At 72.1% G+C, this 19,045-nt stretch carries 15 protein-coding genes and 1 pseudogene; 11 read left to right on the forward strand and 5 right to left on the reverse strand.

Translation table 11 applies throughout. From position 1 onward, the window contains the following. Window positions 1-272: 272 nt before the first annotated feature. From ACIA8L_RS45940 to ACIA8L_RS45955, 4 genes are all read left to right on the forward strand, one after another. A complete protein-coding gene (locus tag ACIA8L_RS45940) occupies window positions 273-506 on the forward strand; it encodes a hypothetical protein (RefSeq protein ID WP_395914975.1) in 234 nt (77 codons plus the stop codon). Window positions 507-774: 268 nt separating this feature from the next. Beyond that, window positions 775-1,743 carry an AraC family transcriptional regulator gene (locus ACIA8L_RS45945; protein WP_395914976.1) on the forward strand — a complete coding sequence of 323 codons (969 nt, stop codon included), beginning with the start codon at window positions 775-777 and terminating at the stop codon, window positions 1,741-1,743. A 4-nt stretch (window positions 1,744-1,747) separates the two neighbouring features. Then, the gene (locus tag ACIA8L_RS45950; protein WP_395914978.1) at window positions 1,748-2,713 is read left to right on the forward strand and encodes a helix-turn-helix transcriptional regulator; all 966 of its coding nucleotides are present in this window, start codon (window positions 1,748-1,750) and stop codon (window positions 2,711-2,713) included. Between the two features lie 46 nt (window positions 2,714-2,759). Next, window positions 2,760-3,902: a glycosyltransferase family 4 protein gene (locus tag ACIA8L_RS45955; protein ID WP_395914979.1), complete on the forward strand. Its 1,143-nt coding sequence runs from the start codon at window positions 2,760-2,762 to the stop codon at window positions 3,900-3,902. 111 nt (window positions 3,903-4,013) lie between these two features. On the opposite strand, the gene ACIA8L_RS45960 is transcribed toward ACIA8L_RS45955, so the two are convergent. The 3 genes from ACIA8L_RS45960 to ACIA8L_RS45970 all read right to left on the reverse strand — a co-directional run bounded on the left by ACIA8L_RS45960 (window position 4,014) and on the right by ACIA8L_RS45970 (window position 8,239). Then, window positions 4,014-4,682, reverse strand: a complete 669-nt coding sequence (locus tag ACIA8L_RS45960) for a response regulator (RefSeq protein ID WP_223097162.1) — start codon at window positions 4,680-4,682, stop codon at window positions 4,014-4,016. A 32-nt stretch (window positions 4,683-4,714) separates the two neighbouring features. After that, window positions 4,715-6,286: a GAF domain-containing sensor histidine kinase gene (locus ACIA8L_RS45965; RefSeq protein ID WP_395915243.1), complete on the reverse strand. Its 1,572-nt coding sequence runs from the start codon at window positions 6,284-6,286 to the stop codon at window positions 4,715-4,717. Between the two features lie 162 nt (window positions 6,287-6,448). Continuing rightward, window positions 6,449-8,239 carry an AMP-dependent synthetase/ligase gene (locus ACIA8L_RS45970; protein WP_395914981.1) on the reverse strand — a complete coding sequence of 597 codons (1,791 nt, stop codon included), beginning with the start codon at window positions 8,237-8,239 and terminating at the stop codon, window positions 6,449-6,451. Window positions 8,240-8,375: 136 nt separating this feature from the next. On the opposite strand from ACIA8L_RS45970, the gene ACIA8L_RS45975 reads away from it, so the two are divergent. The 6 genes and pseudogenes from ACIA8L_RS45975 to ACIA8L_RS46000 all read left to right on the forward strand — a co-directional run bounded on the left by ACIA8L_RS45975 (window position 8,376) and on the right by ACIA8L_RS46000 (window position 13,052). Then, window positions 8,376-8,819 carry an SRPBCC family protein gene (locus ACIA8L_RS45975; RefSeq protein WP_395914983.1) on the forward strand — a complete coding sequence of 148 codons (444 nt, stop codon included), beginning with the start codon at window positions 8,376-8,378 and terminating at the stop codon, window positions 8,817-8,819. Then, a pseudogene (locus ACIA8L_RS45980) lies at window positions 8,816-9,058 on the forward strand (hypothetical protein); the annotation flags it as partial. The gene ACIA8L_RS45975 and the pseudogene ACIA8L_RS45980, both read left to right, overlap by 4 nt. A gap of 103 nt (window positions 9,059-9,161) precedes the next feature. Beyond that, on the forward strand, window positions 9,162-10,106 hold the full coding sequence (locus ACIA8L_RS45985) for an ROK family glucokinase (protein WP_395914985.1): 945 nt from the start codon (window positions 9,162-9,164) through the stop codon (window positions 10,104-10,106). A 7-nt stretch (window positions 10,107-10,113) separates the two neighbouring features. Then, window positions 10,114-10,788 carry an endonuclease/exonuclease/phosphatase family protein gene (locus ACIA8L_RS45990; RefSeq protein ID WP_395914987.1) on the forward strand — a complete coding sequence of 225 codons (675 nt, stop codon included), beginning with the start codon at window positions 10,114-10,116 and terminating at the stop codon, window positions 10,786-10,788. An 18-nt stretch (window positions 10,789-10,806) separates the two neighbouring features. After that, window positions 10,807-12,219, forward strand: a complete 1,413-nt coding sequence (locus tag ACIA8L_RS45995) for a flavin-containing monooxygenase (RefSeq protein ID WP_395914989.1) — start codon at window positions 10,807-10,809, stop codon at window positions 12,217-12,219. 41 nt (window positions 12,220-12,260) lie between these two features. Next, window positions 12,261-13,052 carry an alpha/beta hydrolase gene (locus ACIA8L_RS46000; protein ID WP_395914991.1) on the forward strand — a complete coding sequence of 264 codons (792 nt, stop codon included), beginning with the start codon at window positions 12,261-12,263 and terminating at the stop codon, window positions 13,050-13,052. Window positions 13,053-13,334: 282 nt separating this feature from the next. Here ACIA8L_RS46000 and ACIA8L_RS46005 read toward each other — a convergent pair whose 3' ends face one another. Continuing rightward, a complete protein-coding gene (locus ACIA8L_RS46005) occupies window positions 13,335-14,129 on the reverse strand; it encodes a DUF308 domain-containing protein (RefSeq protein ID WP_395914993.1) in 795 nt (264 codons plus the stop codon). 342 nt (window positions 14,130-14,471) lie between these two features. On the opposite strand from ACIA8L_RS46005, the gene ACIA8L_RS46010 reads away from it, so the two are divergent. Then, on the forward strand, window positions 14,472-15,185 hold the full coding sequence (locus ACIA8L_RS46010) for a lysophospholipid acyltransferase family protein (protein ID WP_395914995.1): 714 nt from the start codon (window positions 14,472-14,474) through the stop codon (window positions 15,183-15,185). Window positions 15,186-15,345: 160 nt separating this feature from the next. Here the strand turns inward: ACIA8L_RS46010 and ACIA8L_RS46015 are convergent, their stop codons facing one another. Then, complete coding sequence (locus ACIA8L_RS46015) at window positions 15,346-18,912, reverse strand: ATP-binding protein (protein WP_395914997.1); 3,567 nt, start codon at window positions 18,910-18,912, stop codon at window positions 15,346-15,348. Between the last annotated feature and the right edge of the window lie 133 nt (window positions 18,913-19,045).

The raw sequence follows: 19,045 nt of genomic DNA on the forward strand, positions 1-19,045 counted from the left end.
ACTTCGCCGTTCGAAGGATCTAGCGGTGGCCGTTCCCATTCCCCACATCACGCCCAAAGTGGGCGAGTCGTACACCACCTCAGTGGACGTGGCCGTGCCCTGCTCCGCGGTGGGTCCGCGCTGTGCGTGCGCTGCTCGGCGGCCGAGAGTCTTCGATCCTGAGCACGCTCCGCGAAAGCTGCGGGCTGTTGCCGCGCCCTGTGCCTGCCCTCGCCCCTGCTCAGTCCGCCCCCATTCCGCGTGGCCGGCGTGCTGCTTCGGGCTCGTCCTGCTTGGCGTTCGTCGTCGCCGTGCTCTGCGCTCCGGCCGGCATGCGCTTGATCAGCGACTTCGCCCGGCTCGTGTCGCTGGGTGGCGCCCACGGCGGGCTCATCTTCGTGCTCGCCCATTGGTTCCCGCGGACGGCGAGCGGGCTCGTCCGGCTCGGGGACGCGCTCGACGTGCTGCTGGCTTCGAAGCAGCTTCCCGGCCGGGACCGGATCAGCTGGCCGGCCTCTCACCAGTGATCCAGGCCGGAGCGAGAGCCTGACCGAGCCGGAGCGACAGCCTGACAGGGGTCGGAGCGAGAGTCTGACTAAGGCCGAGCGTGATCGTGGCCCAAAACCAAGACGTGCCCGAACGGGTGTCTGGAGTTCCCACGGCGGGGCGAGGGGGGCACACTCGACCGCGGGCAACCTGGGTGTGCGTCTTCTGGGCTAGATGTTGCGCATTGGGGGCACTGCGCCCGCGGAGGAAGCGAGCTGGCGGAGGAGAGCGGCCGGGTAGGAGGTCGTCGTGACACCGCACGTGCCGGTTGAGTGGACGAGGGTCGAGACGGCCGACTTCGATGCCGCGCACGAGTTTCTCCGGCGGAGGTACGCCGAGCACAGTCTGCGCGGTCGCCGGCCGACGGAGTCCTTCCTGTTCCGGTCGAGGCTGGCCACCGCCGGTGAGCTGGCGGTCGATGTCGTCACGCACCGGGCCGGCCTCAAGGTCAGCTCCGATCCGTTCGACTCGGTCGTGATGCTGGTGATCCTGGAGGGGCACTACGGGGTGCGGGCCGGGGGCGAGGAGTTGGCGTTCAGCCCGGGCGACGTGCTGATGTTTCCGATCGGCGTGCCGTTCGACGTGTCGTGGGATCACGTCGTGCTGCAGATGACGCGGCTGCCGCTCGCCGCCGTGCAGCAGGCCGGGGCCCGCGACGGGGTCGAGGCCGCCGATTTCCGGTTCGACGCGCTGCGGCCCGTGTCGGCCGAGAAGCAGCGGCTGTGGTCGGCCACCGCCTCCTACGTGTCGCGGATGTTCGCCGGGCCCGAACCGGGGGTGAACCATCCGCTCCTGCACGCCGCGGTGCTCGAGACCGCGGCCGCGGCGGCCCTGACCGTGTTTCCCAACACGACGATGACTGTCGCCTACACGCCCGGGCCGGGGCGGGTGCCGCCGGCGGTGGTGCGGCGGGCGAAGGCGTTCGTCGACGCGCACGCCGACGAGCCGATCACGTCCGGGGACATCGCGGCCGCGGCCGGTGTCACCGTGCGGGGGCTGCAGGCGGCGTTCGTCCGGCACTGGGACACGACCCCCTCCGGCTACCTGCGCCGGGTACGCCTGGAACGCGCCCACCGCGACCTCCAGCTCGGCGACCCGGCCCGCGGGGACACCGTCGCCGGGATCGCCCGGCGGTGGGGGTTCGGCAAGCCGGGACGGTTCGCCGTCGAGTACCACAAGGTCTACGGCCGCCCACCCAGCCACACATTGAGGATTTGACAACGTGAGCCAAGTCTTCGAGGCAACGACCATCGAGCGCGCGGAGCAGGTTCTCCGCGACAACTACGGCGGCAGCATCCGGCTCGACGGCGGTGGGTCTCCGGCGCGGCTACGGCTGGAGGCGGCTCAGGTCACCCCGGCGGTGCGGCTCGACCAGATCAGCATCGGCTTCGGCTTCGGGCTGCGCACCGGCCCGCTCGGGGTCCTGGTCATCTGCCACATCCACGCCGGGCAGGTCGGCTACCGGGCCCCGGCCGGCGAGCGGATCTACGGCGCCGGTGACGTCTTCATTCCCGTCGAGCCCGACCAGCCGTATGCGGCCCGGTGCCGGGACACCGACTTCTGCACCGCCGTCCTCGACCCGGACCTGCCCGGTCAGCTCGCCGGCCCGGCGCCGGGCCGCAAGGAGCAGCCGGTGCGGTTCCGCAGCCACGAACCGCTGTCCCGCGAGGCCGCGCAGAACTGGGACGACACCTACACCTACGTCCGCGACGCCCTGGCCGGTCTCCGGGGCGCCGACTACCCGCTGATCACCGGGTCCGCGGCCCGGCTGCTGGTCGCGGCCGCCCTGACCGCCTTCCCCAACGACGCCGTGCACGAGCCGACGATCGAGGATCGCCGCGACGCGCACCCGGCCACTCTGCGCCGGGCCGTCGCCTACATCGACGACAACGCCCACCGCGACATCACGGTCGCCGACATCGCCGCCGCCGCGTACGTCACGATCCGCACCATCCAGCACGCCTTCCGCCGGCACCTGGGTACCACACCCACCGCTCACCTGCGCCGGGTCCGCCTCGAGCACGCCCACCGCGACCTCCGCGCAGCGGTACCGGCCACCGGCACCAGCATCAGCGCAAGCACGATCACGGTCGCCGGCATCGCCCGCCACTGGGGCTTCGCCGACCAGACCCGCTTCACCGCCGCCTACCGCGCGGCCTTCGGTCAGCCTCCGCACCTGGGGATGTGAAGCGGTCGCCAAGTAAGGACGTAGGGCCAGTGGCTACAGTCGGCGGGTGGCGACCTCTCTGCTGATCACGAACGACTTCCCGCCGCGGCCGGGCGGGATCCAGCAGTTCGTGCACAATCTGGCGATCCGCCAGCAGGACGTCGTCGTGTACTCGTCCACGTTCGAAGGCGCCGCGAAGTTCGACGCCGAGCAGCCGTTCGAGGTCGTGCGCGAGGGCACCGGCATGCTGCTACCGACGCTGCAGGTGGCCCGCCGGGCGGCCGAGATCGCGCGGGCGCGGGGCTCTGACCGGGTCTGGTTCGGGGCGGCGGCACCGCTGGGGCTGCTCGCGGACGGGCTGCGGCGGCGGGCCGGGATCGAGCGCGCGGTGGCGATCACGCACGGGCACGAGGCCGGCTGGGCGGCGCTGCCGGGGGCGCGGACGCTGCTGCGCCGGATCGCGCGCGGGACGGACGTCGTCACATACCTGGGGGAGTACTTCCGGGTCCGGCTCGCCCGCGCCATCGGTGAGCTGACCCGGCTCGAGCCGCTGGCGCCCGGGGTCGACGTCGAGGTCTACTCACCGAACGTCTCAGGGGCACAGATCCGGCAGCGGTACCGCCTGGAAGCCCGCCCGGTCATCGTCTGCGTGTCGAGACTCGTCCCCCGCAAGGGGCAGGATGTGCTGATCCGAGCGCTGCCGGCCATCCGGCGGGCGGTGCCGGACGCGGCGCTGCTGGTGGTCAGCGGCGGACCGTACCGGCCGACCCTGGAGCGCCTGGCCCGCGAGCACGGGGTGCGGGACCACGTCGTCTTCACCGGCCCGGTTGACTGGTCCGAGCTGCCGGAGCACTACGCGGCCGGCGACGTGTTCGCGATGCCGTGCCGGACCCGCCGCCGCGGCCTCGACGTGGAGGGTCTGGGCATCGTCTACCTGGAAGCTTCCGCCACCGGCCTACCGGTCCTGGCCGGCGACTCCGGCGGCGCCCCGAACGCGGTCCGCGAGGGCGAGACGGGATTCGTGGTCCCGGGCCGTGACGTGAATGCCGTCGCCGACCGTCTCATAACCCTGCTCCAGGACCGTGACTTGGCCGCTCGAATGGGCGCCGCCGGCCGGGCCTGGGTCGAATCCGAGTGGCGCTGGGAGCATCAGGCGGCCCGCCTCCACGCCCTGCTCGAGAAGAACGAACCGATCGGCGGGCGGCAATAGCGAAGAACGGTCGAGCCATTCCGGGAATGGCGCGGCCGGCTGCCCGGGGGTAAAGGGGAGCCGGCCGTCCGCGCGATTCGGGGGTAAAGCGAAAACCTCAGAAGCCGAACCTCAGAAGCTGGGGGCGTCGGGGGCTTCGAGCAGGCCGAGGCGGAGCGCGGTCATGAGGGCCTGCGCGCGGTTGGCGGCGCCGAGCTTCTCGTAGAGCTTGGAGATGTGCGTCTTCGCGGTGGACTCGGAGACGAACAGCTGCTTCGCGATGCCGGCCACGCTCATGCCGTCGGCGAGCAGCCGCAGGACCTGGCCTTCGCGCGGGGACAGCTGCGGCCCGCTCGGGGCCAGCCGGCGCTTCATGGCCTCGGCCAGGTCGGCCGCGGTGAACGCGCTGGGGGCGGAGGCGGCGTGCCGGGCTGCGGCCACGACCTCGTCGGCCGGGGCCGTCTTCGGCACGAACGCCGAGGCACCGGCCTCGAGCGCGCCGAAGAGCTGGTCGTCGCCCGCATACATGGTCAGCACGACGATGCCCATGCTGTTGCTGGTCTTGCGCAGGGCGCGGGTGGCCTCCAGGCCGCTGCCGTCGGGCAGGCGGAGGTCCATGATCACGACGTCGGGCTGCAGCGCGCCGGCCTGGCGGATCGCCTCGGCGGCCGTCGCCGCCTCGCCCACCACCTCGAACTGGCGGTCACGCTCGAATGCGTGGCGCAGCCCGCGGCGAATCAGATCGTGGTCGTCGACGAGGAGCACTTTGGTGCGCGTCGTCGGGTTCGCGGTAGTAGACATTCCCGGTGCTCTCTCCCTCTGGGTGCTTCACGCTACCGCGCACGCGGTGCGGTTCCGAGCACAACCGCCACTGTGGTCCCATTCGGCACGCGTGGCGTGATCTCCAACCGGCCCCGGATACGTTCCGCCCTCTCGGCCATGATCGCAAGACCATAGTGACCGTCCGGCGGTTTCTCACCGATGCCGCTGCCATCGTCGGATATTTCTACCTGTGCGAACGGTGGATCGACCGCGCACGTTACCCAAAGATTCTCCGCGCCGGCGTGTTTCCGCGCGTTGGTGATGGCTTCCTGGGCAATGCGCAGCAGTTCTGCCTCGACGGCGGCGGGCAGGCGGGCGGTGGTCTCGTCGAGCGAGAGGTGCACCCGCAGGCCGGCCGACGCGCCGACGGTCCGTGCGTAGTCGGAGATGGCCGCGGTGAGCCCGCCGTAGCGGTCGACCTCACTGCGCAGCTCGAACAGCGACAGCCGCAGCTCCGTGATCACCCGCGTGACCTCGGCCCGCAGCACCCGCAGCTCCTCCTCGGCGGCTTCGGCGTTGGGCAGCGCGGCGACCGCGTTGTCGATGCCGTAGCCGACCATGACCAGCTCCTGCGCGACCCCGTCGTGGATCTCGCGGGCCAGCCGCTGCCGCTCCTCGGTCGTGGCCAGCGAGCGGACCTCGTCGAAGAGCAGGGCCGCCTCCAGCCGCAGCGCGGCCGCGCCGGTCACCGACTGGACCCGGGTGACCAGGGCCGGTGGGAACGCGCCGGGGGTGTCGCTCTCCAGCACGATCAGCCCGACCGTGCGCACCCCGGCGATGAGCGGGACCGCCATCGACGAGATGCTCTGCCCGCGGGCCACCGACCGGGCCTGCGAGCGGCCGGAGACGACCGGCTGCTGGGTGGCCCAGGCGTCGGCGACGGCGCTCTCGGTGTCCAGCGCGGTCTCCCAGTCCAGCCGCTCGACGCCGGCCTGGGCCAGCACGACCAGCCGCCCGCCGCCGCTGCCGGACAGCACGGCCCCGCGCACCGACGGAACCATCGCCCGGACCTCGTCGAGCAGGTGCTCGGCCAGGCCGCCGGGGTCGAGCGTGGCCCCGGGCAGCTGCCGGGCGACGCTGCGCAGCTGGGTCAGCAGGCGGGTCGCCTCGGCGTAGGGCTGCGGGGTCTCCTCGCCCGGGCGCCGGGCCAGCAGCACCCGCTGCAGGATCGTGACCAGATAGGCCGAGACCCCGGAGATGAGCAGCCCCTGCCCGGCCGCGGCCAGGTAGGCCCGCTCGTCGAGGCGCCCCTCGACGGCCCCGCCGACGACCAGCAGCGTGGCCGCGGCGACCAGGTAGGCTCCGGCCATCCGCCGGCCCTCGGACAGCGCGGCCGCGACGATCGGCACCGGCAGGTAGACCAGCAGCGCGGCCGCGTCCACGTTGAGCGTCGACGCGGCGAACGCGGTGATGAGGACCTCGGCGGTGCGCCCGAGCCGGGCCACCTCGTGCGACTCCGGGGCCACGGTGGCGATGACGGCCGCGGCCAGCAGCAGCGTGAGCCACAGCAGCTCCGCCGGGCGGACACCGTCGGAGAGCACCAGGACGGCGACGAGAGCCAGCAGGAGCGCCCGCACGATCACGATCGCCCGCTGGGCCTGGCTCGCGGAAGCGGAGCGCTCGGCGGGGGCGGTGCCGGCCCGGTCGGTGCCGGCCCGGCTGGCGGCAGCGGTGCGGGTGGCGGGCAGATCCGTCAACGGCTATCCCTTCAGCGGCTTCATACGGCTCTGACGGACCAACGCGGGTCAGCGCTCGTAGATGGCGGCGATGTCGCCGGCGTACTCCTTCATGACGACGTTCCGCTTCACCTTCAACGACGGAGTGAGCTCTCCGGTCGCCTCGGTGAAGTCGCGGGGCAGAATCCGGAACACCTTGATCGCCTCGGCCTTCGACACGGCCTGGTTGGCCTCGTCGATCGCCTTCTGGACCTCGGCCCGCAGCTGCTCGTCGCCGGCCAGGCTCTCCATCGAGGCGTCCGCGGGCTTGCCGTTGGCGCTCTTCCAGGCCGGCAGGGCGTCCGGGTCGATGGTGATCAGCGCGGCGATGAACGGCTGCCGGTCGCCGATGACCATGCACTGGCTGATCAGGGCGTGGGCCCGCACCCGGTCCTCGAGCACGGCCGGGGCGACGTTCTTGCCGCCGGCGGTGACGATGATCTCCTTCTTGCGGCCGGTGATGCGCAGGAAGCCGTCGTCGTCGAGCTCGCCGAGGTCACCGGTGTGGAACCAGCCGTCCTCGTCGATCGCCTCGGCGGTGGCGTCGGGGTTGTTCCAGTAGCCCTTGAAGACGATGTCACCCTGCACGAGGATCTCGCCGTCGTCGTCGATCCGGATCGTGACGCCCGGCAGCGGCCGCCCGACGGTGCCGATCCGCACGCCGTTGTCCCGGTTGGCGTTGGTCGCCGGCGACGTCTCGGTCAGCCCGTATCCCTCGTAGATCGTCACGCCGATCCCGCGGTAGAAGTGGGCCAGGCGCTCGCCGAGCGGGGCCCCGCCGGAGATGGCCCGCGTGCACTGCCCGCCCAGCGCGGCCCGGAGCTTGCCGTAGACCAGCCGGTCGAACAGCGCATGCTTGGCCTTGAGCAGCAGCCCCGGCGACGGCGACGAGCTGTAGTCGATCGCGGTCTTCTCGGCCCGGGCGAAGATCGCACCCTTGCCGTCGGCCTGCGCACGCTGCTTGGCGGTGTTGTAGACCTTCTCGAACACGCGCGGGACAGACAGTACAAACGTAGGCTTGAAGCTCTTGAGCATTTCGGCCAGGTTCTTCGTGTCCGCCGTGTGCCCCATCGTGGCCCGGGCCTGGACTACGCCGATCTGGATGAGCCGCGCGAACGAGTGCGCGAGCGGCAGGAACAGCAGGGTCCGCGCGCCCTCGTTGAACAGCGAGCGCAGCTCCGGGATGGCGTTGACGATGTCGGCGAGCATGTTGCGGTGCGTGATGATGCAGCCCTTGGGGCGGCCCGTCGTGCCGCTGGTGTAGATGATCGTCGCCAGGTCGTCGGCCTTGCTCGCGGTGCGCCGCCGGTCGACGTCCTCGGGCGGCACCGCCGCGCCGTCACCGACGAGCTGCTCGACCGCGCCCGGGGTGCCCTCGATCTGCCAGACGTGGGCCAGGCCCGGGATGCGGTCGCGCACCTGGGCCACGGCGTCGCGGTGGGCGTCGGTCTCCACGAAGCAGGCGACCGCGCCGGAGTCCTCGAGAATCCAGGCCACCTGCTCGGGGCTGGAGGAGTCGTAGATCGGGACGGTGACCGCGCCGCACGTCCAGATGGCGTAGTCGATGAGCGTCCACTCGTAGCGGGTCCGGCTCATCAGCGCCACGCGCTCGCCCGGCTCGATGCCGGCCGCCAGCAGGCCGCGGGCCAGGGCCACGACCTCGTCGCGGAACTGCGCGCAGGTGACGTCCTGCCACGCACCCGCGACCAGGCGCTGGAACTGCACCGTGGTCGGTGCAACGGCCGCGTTGTCCCAGACCGGGTCGGTGAGCGTCGCCGTGTCGGCGACGGCTACCGCGGCGGGGACCGAGAACTCGCGCACGTCCGGCTCCATTTCGACTCTGTAGCTGTATCGGGAACCTACCTGTCCGCGTAACACCCCGCACAGGGTGCCTGCACCTTGATCCAGCCGGGGTGCCTGCACTGCTCGGTCGGGCGGCAGAGGTAGCCTGCCACGCATGGCCGACACTTCGACTCAGTCGATCGTCATTGACGCGTCCCCCGAGCGGGTCGCCGCGGTCATCGCCGACTTCGCGCGCTATCCGGAGTGGGTCGCCGCGGTGAAGTCGGCCGAAGTGGTCGAGGAATACGAGGACGGGTATGCCAGCCAGGTCCACTTCGTGCTCGACTCGGGCCCGGTGACCGATGAGTACACGCTGCAATACGCGTATGCCGAGGATCTGAGCCGCATCGAGTGGAGCCTGACCGCGCCGTCGAAGATGCAGAAGCAGCAGGACGGCTCCTACGACATTAGCGCCAATCCGGACGGCACCTCCACGGTGACCTATTCGCTGGCGGTGGAGCTGGCGATCGGGATGCTGGGCATGTTCAAGCGCAAGGCCGAGAAAATGATCATGGATAGCGCCCTGAAGGAGCTCAAGCGCCGGGTCGAAGGGGCATGAGAGACCCCCGCGAAGAGGCCGAACGCCTGGTGGCCACCGTGCTGGCGACGGTCTCGGCGGCCGCGAACAGCGCGACCGGCTACGCCACCCACTCGGCCGAGTGCTGCGCCTGCCCGGTGTGCAAGACCATCGCCGCCGCCCGCGAGCCGGACCCCGAGTTCGCCGAGCGGCTGGCCACCAAGGCCGGGGACATCGCCACCGGTGCGGCTAACCTCTTGCGAAACTTCAACCACCGACAGTGACAATCAGGCGACACAGGCCTCGTCGGCGACACCGTAGTCGGCCCGCTGCGGCTTCGACAAAGATGAACCACGGAGAGCTCGGAGAGAGGAGCCACCCGCTGTGGGGCTGACCATCGGCGTCGACATCGGCGGAACCAAGGTGCTCGGCGGCGTCGTCGACACCGCCGGCGACGTACTCGTCCAGACGCGGCGCGACACGCCCGCCCAGGACCCCGGCGAGACCGCGGACCGGATCATCGAGGTGATCAAGGAGCTCGCGGCCGCCCACGAGGTCGAGGCGGTCGGCATCGGCGCGGCCGGGTGGGTCGACGCGAGCCGCTCGGTCGTGCAGTTCGCCCCCAATCTGGCCTGGCGCGACGAGCCCCTGCGCGACAAGATCCAGCAGGCGGCCGGCCTGCCCACCGTGGTGGAGAACGACGGCAACGCGGCGGCCTGGGCCGAGTTCCGCTTCGGGGCCGCCCATGACGCCGACGAGTCGATGGTGCTCTACACCGTCGGCACCGGCATCGGCAGCGGGATCATCATCGGCGGCCGGCTCATCCGCGGCGCCAACGGTGTCGCGGGCGAGGTCGGGCACACGATGATGGTGCCCGATGGCCACCCGTGCGGCTGCGGGCGGAAAGGGTGCCTGGAGCAGTACACCAGCGGCAATGCTCTTGTGCGGTTCGCCCGTGCGGACGCGAAGGCCCGCCCGGCGGCGGCGGCCCGGCTGCTGGAGCTGGCCGGGGGCGACCCCGACGCGATCAAGGGGCCGGCCGTCACGGAGGCGGCCCGGCTCGGCGACGAGGTCGCGGTGGCGGCGTTCGCCCAGGTCGGGCACTGGCTCGGGGTCGGGTTCGCGGACATGGTGCAGACCCTCGACCCGCAGGTGATCGTCGTCGGCGGCGGCGTGATCGACGCCGGTGACCTGCTGCTCAAGCCCGCCCGGGCCAGCTACGAGGAGCAGCTCGCCCAGCGCGGCCAGCTGCCCGTGGCCGAAATCCGGGCGGCACTGATGGGAAACCTGGCCGGGGTCGTCGGCGCGGCGGACCTGGCCCGTATGTGAGGCGCGAATGACGAAGATCAGGGTGCTGTCGTACAACCTGCACGGGCTCAAGGACGACCGGCGCGCGCTCGCGTCGGCCGTCCGCGCGGCCGCGCCGGACATCGCGATCCTGCAGGAGGCGCCGCGGCGCTTCCGGTGGCGGCAGAAAACCGCCGACCTCGCCCGTGACCTGGACCTGGTCGTCGGCGGGGGCGGCCTGCCGGCCCTGGGCAACCTGATCCTCACCAACCTGCGGGTGCGGGTGGTGACGGCGTGGAACATCCGATACCCCCTGACGCCCGGCCGCCACCTGCGCGGCGCCGCGTTCGTGCGGTGCCGCGTCGGGCGGTCCACGTTCGTCGCCGCCGGCTGCCACCTGTCCACCGACCCGACCGAGCGCCCGAGCCAGGCCGAGCTGCTCAAACAGGCGATGAACGAGGTCACCGAGCCGCTGGTGCTCGGCGGCGACTTCAACGAGAACTCGGGCGGCGCGGCCTGGCGGATGCTCGCCGACGGGCTTACCGACGCCGCCGGGGGCGACGAGCGCCTGACCTTCTCGGTCGCCAACCTCCGCCACCGGCTCGACGCCATCTTCGCCGACCCCCGGATGACGGTGCTGCAGTACGACGTGATCGACACGCCCGAGACGAGGGCGGCCAGCGACCACTTCCCAGTGCTCGCCGACCTGGAAATCGAAGAATAAATCCGGCATGATGCCGCGGTGAGCGCTGACGGTCGGTTCGATGATCTCACCGGGAACGCGACTTACTGGCGCGACGGCGAGCCGGTCTACGACCGCGGCGACACCGTGTGCGTCATCGGCGCCGGCGGCACCGGCCTCACCACGATCAAGAACCTGCGCGAGGCCGGCTTCGGGGTCGACTGCTACGAGCGCGAGACCGGCGTCGGCGGCGGCTGGAACTGGCGGCACGACCGCAGCCCGGTCTACGCCAGCACGCACCTGATCTCGTCCAAGCCGTTCACGCAGTTCCCGGACTTCCCGATGCCGGACGACTGGCCCGACTACCCGCACCACTCGCAGGTGCTGCAGTATTTCGAGCGCTACGCCGACCACTTCGGCCTCCGCGAACACATCTGGTTCGGCACCGAGGTGGCCCGGGTCGAGCCGGCTGAGGACGCCGGGGGCGGCCCGCCGCGCTGGGACGTCACCGTGAAGGGCTCGCGGGGCGGTGCGCCGCGCACGATGCGCTACGCGGCCGTCGTCGCCGCCAACGGGCACAACTGGGCGCCGAAGATGCCCGAATACGAGGGGCTGGCCGACTACCGGGGCAAGGTCATCCACGCCGGGCAGTACAAGGACGCCGCCCAGCTGCGCGGCCGCAAGGTCCTCGTCATCGGGGCCGGCAACTCCGGCTGCGACATCGCCGTCGAGGCGGCCCAGCAGGCGGCGAAGTGCTGGCACTCGACCCGGCGCGGCTACTGGTACGCCCCCAAGTTCGCCCTGGGCCGCCCGGCCGACCAGGTCAACGACCAGATCCTGGCCATGCGGCTGCCGGCGAAGGTCCGCCAGTGGCTGCTGCACCGCACGATCAACATGACCGTCGGCGACCTGACCCGCTTCGGCCTGCCCAAGCCCGAGCACGGCATCCTCGAGATGCACCCGCTGGTCAACAGCCAGCTCCCGTACTACCTGGGGCACGGCGACGTCGTGGCAGTACCGGACATCAAGCATTTCGAGTCTCACGACGTGGTGCTGGCCGACGGGCGGACAATCGACCCCGACCTGGTCGTGATGGCCACCGGCTACCTGCCGAAGTTCGAGTTCCTGGAGCCGGAACTGCTCTCGACCGACGCCGCCGGCCGGCCGCGCCTGGCCCTGCAGATGCTCTCCCGGACGCATCCCACGCTCGCCGTGGCCGGGCTGCTGCAGCCGGACTCGGCGCTCTTCACGCTGTCGCACTGGCAGGCCGTCTTCATCGCGCAGTGGCTGCGGGTCCTCGACGCCGCACCCGACCGCGCCCAGGCGATCTACGGACGGCTGCGCACCGAGGGCGATCGACGGTACACCCAAAGTAAGGTCACCGACTCGACCCGGCACTGGTTCGAGGTCAGCCACTTCGTATACCTGCGTGAGCTCGAGAAGACGCTGCACGAGCTGGAGGCCGTCAGTTGAGCCAGTCGGCTTTCCGTTCCGGCGCCGCCCGGACCAGGGTGATGCGCAGCGACGAGTGGTCCAAGCCACCCAAGCCCGTGCACCGCGAGGTCATCGAGGCCGAGCCGCCCGCCGCGGGCCCGACCGACAAGCCACCGGTCCTCTTCGTCCCGGGTTTCGGGCACGGAGCCTGGGCGTTCGCCGAACACTGGCTCGAGCACATTTCGCAAAGGGGCTTCCGGGGGTACTCCATGAGCCTGCGCGGCCACGGCCGTTCAGGATCGGCACCCGACGCCCGCCTGCGCGACTATGTGCACGACGTGACCCAGGTCGCGGCCGGACTGCCGCGGCAGGCGGTCCTGGTCGGGCACGGCGCCGGGGCGCTGGTCGTGGCGATGGCGATGGCCCGCTACCCGGTCCGCGCGGGCGTCCTCGTGGCCCCGGTCTTCGGCGGCCTCGGCACCGCGTTCGGCCTGCTGACCGGCAACCCGGCCGGCACGCTGCCCGGCATCTTCGGCGGCCGGATCACGCTCAGCCGCGACCAGCTGTTCAGCAAGGCCCTGCCGGCCAACGCGGGCCAGGCCTACGCCCAGCGCCTCCAGCGCGTCCCGGGTGCCGCCCAGCGCCAGCTGATCACCCGCCACGAGCCCGAGGCCCCGGTCGGCCACCCGCCCGTCCTGGTCGTCGGCAGCCCCGACGACCGGATCGTCCCGGCCGACACCCTGACCTGGGTGGCCCGCCGCTACAACGGCTCGCCCCTGCTCTTCCCCGGCATGGGCCACGACCTGATGCTCGACGCGCGCTGGCAGGAGCCCATCGACGCGATCGCAGACTGGCTTGACCAGCTCAAGTAAGTCACGCACCCGCCTCGCGGCGAACCACAGCCCGCCGCCGCCCTCTTCGCCATCGCCGGTGTCGTCGTCAGCGCTCGTCACGGCGCCGTTCTCGTCGCCGCCGCTGGTTTCGCCCGGAGGCGGTCAGGCCGGTTCCCGCTCGCCACGGCCGCTGCGCTTCGCGTCTGCGGCGGGCTCAACGCACGCTCCGGCGGCAACCGGCAAGCGACCCTCCGCTCGAACGTCCCCGCGTCGGCACTGGACGGAGCGATCAAGCTTTGCGGGGGCTCGTCCGTGAAAGTGTCAGACGCGGGCCCCGTTGTCCGGGTCGTCGTCCTCCTCGTCGCCCGGCCGGAGCCGCAGCACCAGCGTGACGAACCCGGTCAGCACGCCCGCGAAGCCCAGGAACAGCGTTGTCTGCGCCCCCAGCGGCAGCAGGTCGGGCCAGAACAGCAGGACCAGCCCGGCGCCCAGCGCGAGCACGGCCAGGATCGTGACCGGCGCGACCCGGGGGAGCGGCGGCGGAGGCGGCGGGGTGTAGCCCTCGTCCTCCTCGGGCTCGTCCGGCAGGTCGGTGCCGAAGGTATCGAGGCTGTCCAGCAGCGACCGGTCCACGGCGTCCGACGGTCGGCGCAGCGACGTGCGCGGGGCCGGCTCGGTGTCCATGTCCGGTGCGGCCGTGCTGGAGGACTCCAGGTCCTCGGCGGCCGGCCAGGGCACGGCCCGGGTCGGGTCGACCGTGGTGTGGAACCCGGCGACGATCGCGGCGAACGCGTCCTCGTCGGAGACTGGAGCAGTGCTCTCGGCCGGTGTCGGCTGCTCCGGCACGGCGGCCGTCAGGCGGGCCAGGTAGTCCTGGGCGGTGGCGAGATGGTCCCGGTCGACGTAGAGCCGGTCCGTCGGCCGCGCCGGCAGCGTCGTCGTGCGGGTCAGCGGATGCAGGTCCGAGGCCGGCTGCAGGTAGGCGGCGATCCCGCCCTCCGCGAGCATGTCCAGCAGGTGCTCGCCGACCCGCGGGTCGACGTCGCCCACCACCGTGTACTCCTGCGCCACCAGGCCGTTGTCCCGCCGACCGCGCCGCGCCCCACCCCCTGGCACAGCTCGCCCCTCCCCGCGGTGGCCATCGCGGCGACCGGGTGCGCCGCGAAAAAACCGCTGACCGAAATCCTGACATGCCCGGCCGTCGTTCCGGGAGTGCGTTGTGGTGTGCCGTACTGGTTCGTAGGCTTCTAAGGACCTGTTTCGCAACTGCGGAGGGGCTGCGGCGGGCCCAGATTCCCGCTGCGCACACAGCGCGGTAGCCCGGTTACAACACCGGTAGCCTGGCTGCCACGCTGTGCACGCAGCGAAAATCTGGACTCCGCCGCGCTCCCACCGCAGTTGCGAAACAGGCCCTACGACGGTCATGTCCGATTGTCGCGCGCTCCTGAAAGGTCGGCCGTGCTCTACTGGCTCCTCAAGTACATCGTCCTCGGACCTTGGCTGAAGCTGGTCTTCCGGCCCAAGGTGGAGGGGCTCGAGCACGTCCCCGACGAGGGACCCGTGATCATCGCCAGCAACCATCTCTCCTTCGCGGACTCGATCTTCATGCCGCTGAGCGTCCGCCGCCGCGTGACGTTCCCGGCGAAAGCCGAGTATTTCACCGGAAAAGGGATCAAGGGCTGGCTGACGAAGCTCTTCATGTCGGGCACCGGTCAGATCCCCATCGACCGTTCGGGCGGCAAGGCGGCCCGGGCCGCCCTGGAGACCGGCCTGAGCATCCTGCGCGAGGGCGGGGTCTTCGGCATCTACCCGGAGGGCACCCGGTCGCCCGACGGCCGCCTGTACCGCGGGAAGACCGGCGTGGCCCGCCTGGCCCTGGAGTCCGGCGCCCGGGTGGTGCCCGTCGCCATGATGAACATGGACAAAGTCCAGCCCATCGGGCAAAAGCTGCCAAACCTGCGGCGCGTGCACATCAAGTTCGGCCCCGCGCTCGACTTCTCCCGATATGCCGGAATGGCCGGCGACCGCTTCATCGAGCGCGCCGTGACCGACGAGATCATGTACGAGCTCATGACCCTCTCCGGCCGCGAATACATCGACATGTACGCCCAAAAGGTGAAAAATTCCCCGAAGCCGCAGGCGTCGGAGCCGGTCGCACCAATGGCGGCTTAGAAGAAGCGACAAAGTACCAAAAAGCGACAAACGTAAATGCAGGGGATTCCGAGGCCGCTTCGCTCCCGCCCCGGGCAAGGGGCTCCCGCCCCCTGCACCCCTTGCCAAGCGCTCCTGTCGCGATGAGCACCCTGGCATCCTTTTGCCAGGCGCTCGGTGCTCAATCCAGCGCGGGCGGCGGAGGCGTGACCCCGGCCAGCTCGAGCAGCCGGGGAGTGCCCGCCTGCTCGGCGAACGCGACCAGCTCGGAGCGCCACGGCTCGATCCGCTCGTCGCCGGCCTGCGCGAGGGCCCGCACCGCCCAGGCGATCGACAGGCTGCGGGCGGAGTGGTTGGGGATCTCGCCGTAGAGCTCGGCCGAGGCCAGGTGCATGTCCGCGGCCCGGGCGTGGTCGCCGTCGACGGACGCGATCGCCCCGGTGATCGTGCGCAGCGCCGCCTCGACCCACGGGGTGCGGTGCGGCACGTCGGCCAGCATGTCGCGGACCGCCATCATCGCCACCCGGCCGGACAGGACCGCGGCGTGGGCGGTGGCGTCGATCCACTCGCCGCTGGCGATGGCCCGGACCTCCCGCCAGGTCTTCGCGAGCTCCACGATCAGGGCTTCGGCGTCGCGGTCGCGGCCCTGCAGCGCCCGGCACAGCGCGCCGTGCCCGAGGGCGACCCATTGGAGGCGGTAGAAGCCGGAGCGCCGCCCGGCCGCGACCACGTCCTCGACGTCGTCGGCCGAGACGAGCTGATCGTCGCCGCGCAGGGTCCGGATCCAGGCCCGCACCCCGCGCACCTGCAGGTCCCACTCGGCGCCGGGCTCGGCCATCGCCGCCTCGGCCGCGGCCACGTAGGCGGGCCAGTCGCCGTTGAAGTAGGCGGACTGTGCGACGTCGGAGTAGCCGGTGGCCAGGGTGCGGCTGCCCGGCACGGCGTGGCGGCTGTCGTCGAGCAGGGCCGCGGCCGCGGTCCAGTCGCCGTCCTCGAGCAGCGCCCAGGAGACGTTGCGCAGCGCGCGGTGCTCGGCGAGCAGGCGTTTCTCCCGGCTGACCTCCAGGGCCGACTGCAGCTCGACCAGGCCGGAGCGGTCGCCGGCCTGGAACAGCGCGGTGCCGATCGTGATCCGGGCGCCGGTGGCCACCTCGACCAGGCCCAGCCGGTCGGCGATCTCCGCGGCCGCGCTGGCCGCCGCGACCGCCGGGTCGACCTCGAAGTTGAGCATGTGCAGGCGGCCGAGCTCGGCGTAGGCGTCGGCCTTCTGGGGCCCGTCGGGCAGCTCGTCGAAGAGTTCGACGGCCCGGTCCAGGCAGGACAGGGCGTCGAGGCGGTCGGCCCGCAGCCACGCGGCCTGGCCCCGCACGGTCCAGGCCCGCGCCGCGCCGGCCTGGTCACCGGCCGCGTAGAGCCGCTCGGCCAGGCCGACGAGCCGGTCGGCGCCGCCGCCGCCGAGGAACGCCTCCGGGTTGGCGTAGAACGCGATCTCGGTGCTGAGCTGCTCGATCGCCAGCCGTTCGAGGGCCTCGGTGCCGGGGTCGCACAGTGCCAGGGCCTTGCTCGCGTGCGCGGCCGCGGCCTCCAGGGCGTGCAGGGCGTAGGCGCGGCGGGCGGCGCGGTGCATCGCGTCGCGGGCGGGCCGGCCGTAGCGCCCGGCGTCCAGGCCGAGGGACTGTGCGATCTCGTAGGCGATGAACCGGTGGTTGGCGACGACCTCGGCCAGGTCGGTGTCGCGGTCGGCGGCCAGGCCGTCGAGCCACTCGGCGGTCAGCTCGTGCCGGGCGACCCGCTCGGTGCGGGGGAGCCGCTGGTAGCAGACGTCGCGGACCAGGACATGGCCGAAGCGGTACTCCGTCTGCCCCTCCATGGTCGAGGCGGCCTGCTCGTGGATGAGGTCCCGCTGCTCCAGCCGGCGCAGTGAGCGCTCGATGCCGTCGGCGGGCCGGCTCATCGCGGCACCGACCGCGCCGGGCCAGAAGTTCATGCCGACGACCGCGGCCGCCTGCAGCACCGCGCGGTCGGCGGCGTCGAGGAGGTCGACGCGGTTGGCGATGACCGCGTGGACGCTGTCGGGCATGGGCAGTTTGCGGCCGAGCGCGTCGGTCGCGCGGAGGTTGCCCTGCTCGGCGAGCATCCGGGTGTACTCCAACGCGTACAGCGGATTCCCGTCGGCCAGCTCGACCAGGGAGCTCAGCGACTGCGACGGGAACGTGGCCGCGCCCAGCAGGTGCGCGTACATCGTCGCGATCTCGGCGTCGCGCAGCGGCGGCAGCGTGATCGACACCGCGCCGGCGACCGCACCGGCCCAGCTCGGGTTGCGCTCCAGCAGCTCCGGGCGGGCCGTGCACAGCAGGAGCAGCGGCACGTCGCGCACCGACGCTCCCAGCCGCTCCACGAACCGGACCATCGACTCGTCGGCCCAGTGCAGATCCTCGAAGACCAGGACGGTCGGCCGGTGCGCGGCGAGTGCGACGACGAACCGGCGCCAGGCCGACTCGGTCTCGTCCGGGGCCAGCTTCGGCCCGGGCAGCCCGACCAGTGGGCTGAGCGCGTCGGCCAGCCGCTCGGCCTCGGACGGCTCGACGATCGCGCCCAGGGCCGTGTCCAGCCGCTCCCGGGTCGTCTCGGCCGAGTCGGTGTCGAGGATGCCGGCCTGCGCCTTGACGATGTCGGCGAGCGCGGCGTAGGTCACGTTCTCCCCGAACGGCGGGCAGCGCCCGGTCCGCCAGGCGACCGGCGCGTCGAAGAGGCGCTCGGCGTGCAGGAACAGCTCGTGCACGAGCCGGCTCTTGCCGATCCCGGCGTGGCCGAGCACGGTGACCAGCTGCGGCGTGCGCTCGCGCAGCCCCCGGTGCAGGGCGTTGACCAGCAGGCTGAGCTCGTGGGTGCGGTTGACCAGCGGCGTGGAGCCGGCCTCGCGGTCGGGGTGGTTGCGCCGCAGCGGGGCCAGGGCCAGCCATACCTCGGTCGGCGTGGAGCGGCCGCGCAGCGTGGCCGGCGGCTGCTGCTCGAACCGGATCGAGGCCTTGGTCAGCGCGTAGGTGGTGCCGCAGACCAGGACACCGCCGGGCGGGGCGAGGGACTGCAGCCGGGAGGCGGTGTTGACCACGTCGCCGGCCACGATCGCCTGGCCGCCGTCGCGGGCCGCGGCCACGTCCACGAGGGCCTCGCCGGTCGCGACGCCGACCCGGAAGCGCAGCTCGCGCTCGCCCTCGCCGGTGCTGGCGTAGCGGGCCAGGACCCGCTGCAGCTCCAGCCCGGCGCGGACGCAGCGCACGGCGTCGGTCTCGGTCGCCACCGGCGCGCCGAACAGCGCCATGACGGCGTCGCCGATGTACTTCTCGACGACCCCGCCGTATTGCCCGATGACCTCCCGGGCGGTGGAGAAGAAGCTCTTCTGCAGCTCGCGGACCAGCTCCGGGTCGGCCCGCTCGACGTAGGGCGTGAAGTCGATCAGGTCGACGAACAGCACGCTGATCCGGCGCCGGTCCTCGCTGCGGGCGGCCGGGATCGCGGGCACCGGGGCCCGGCCGGTCACCCGTTCGGAGCGCAGGATCAGGCCGCGGGCGGCGGTCGTGTCGGCCCGCGGGGTGCCGCAGCCGGTGCAGAACACGGCGTCGGGGGCGAGCGTGCGCCCGCACGTCGGGCAGGGTGGGCTCAGCTCGGCGCCGCATCCACCGCAGAACCGGTCGCCCTCGCCCGCCTGGCGGCCGCAGCGTGCGCACTGACTGGAAATCGCCGACACTCCCTTGCCCTGTGAGAACCCATCCTCACATGGCGGCGGCCGGGGCGGCCAGGTGTCCGAAATGGCACCCGCGACCCCGGCCGTCCGGCCCTACGTACGTACCCGAACCGGCAGTTACCGGTCGGTCATCCCG

Source organism: Dactylosporangium sp. NPDC051541 (genome assembly GCF_044454505.1).
Taxonomy (GTDB): domain Bacteria; phylum Actinomycetota; class Actinomycetes; order Mycobacteriales; family Micromonosporaceae; genus Dactylosporangium.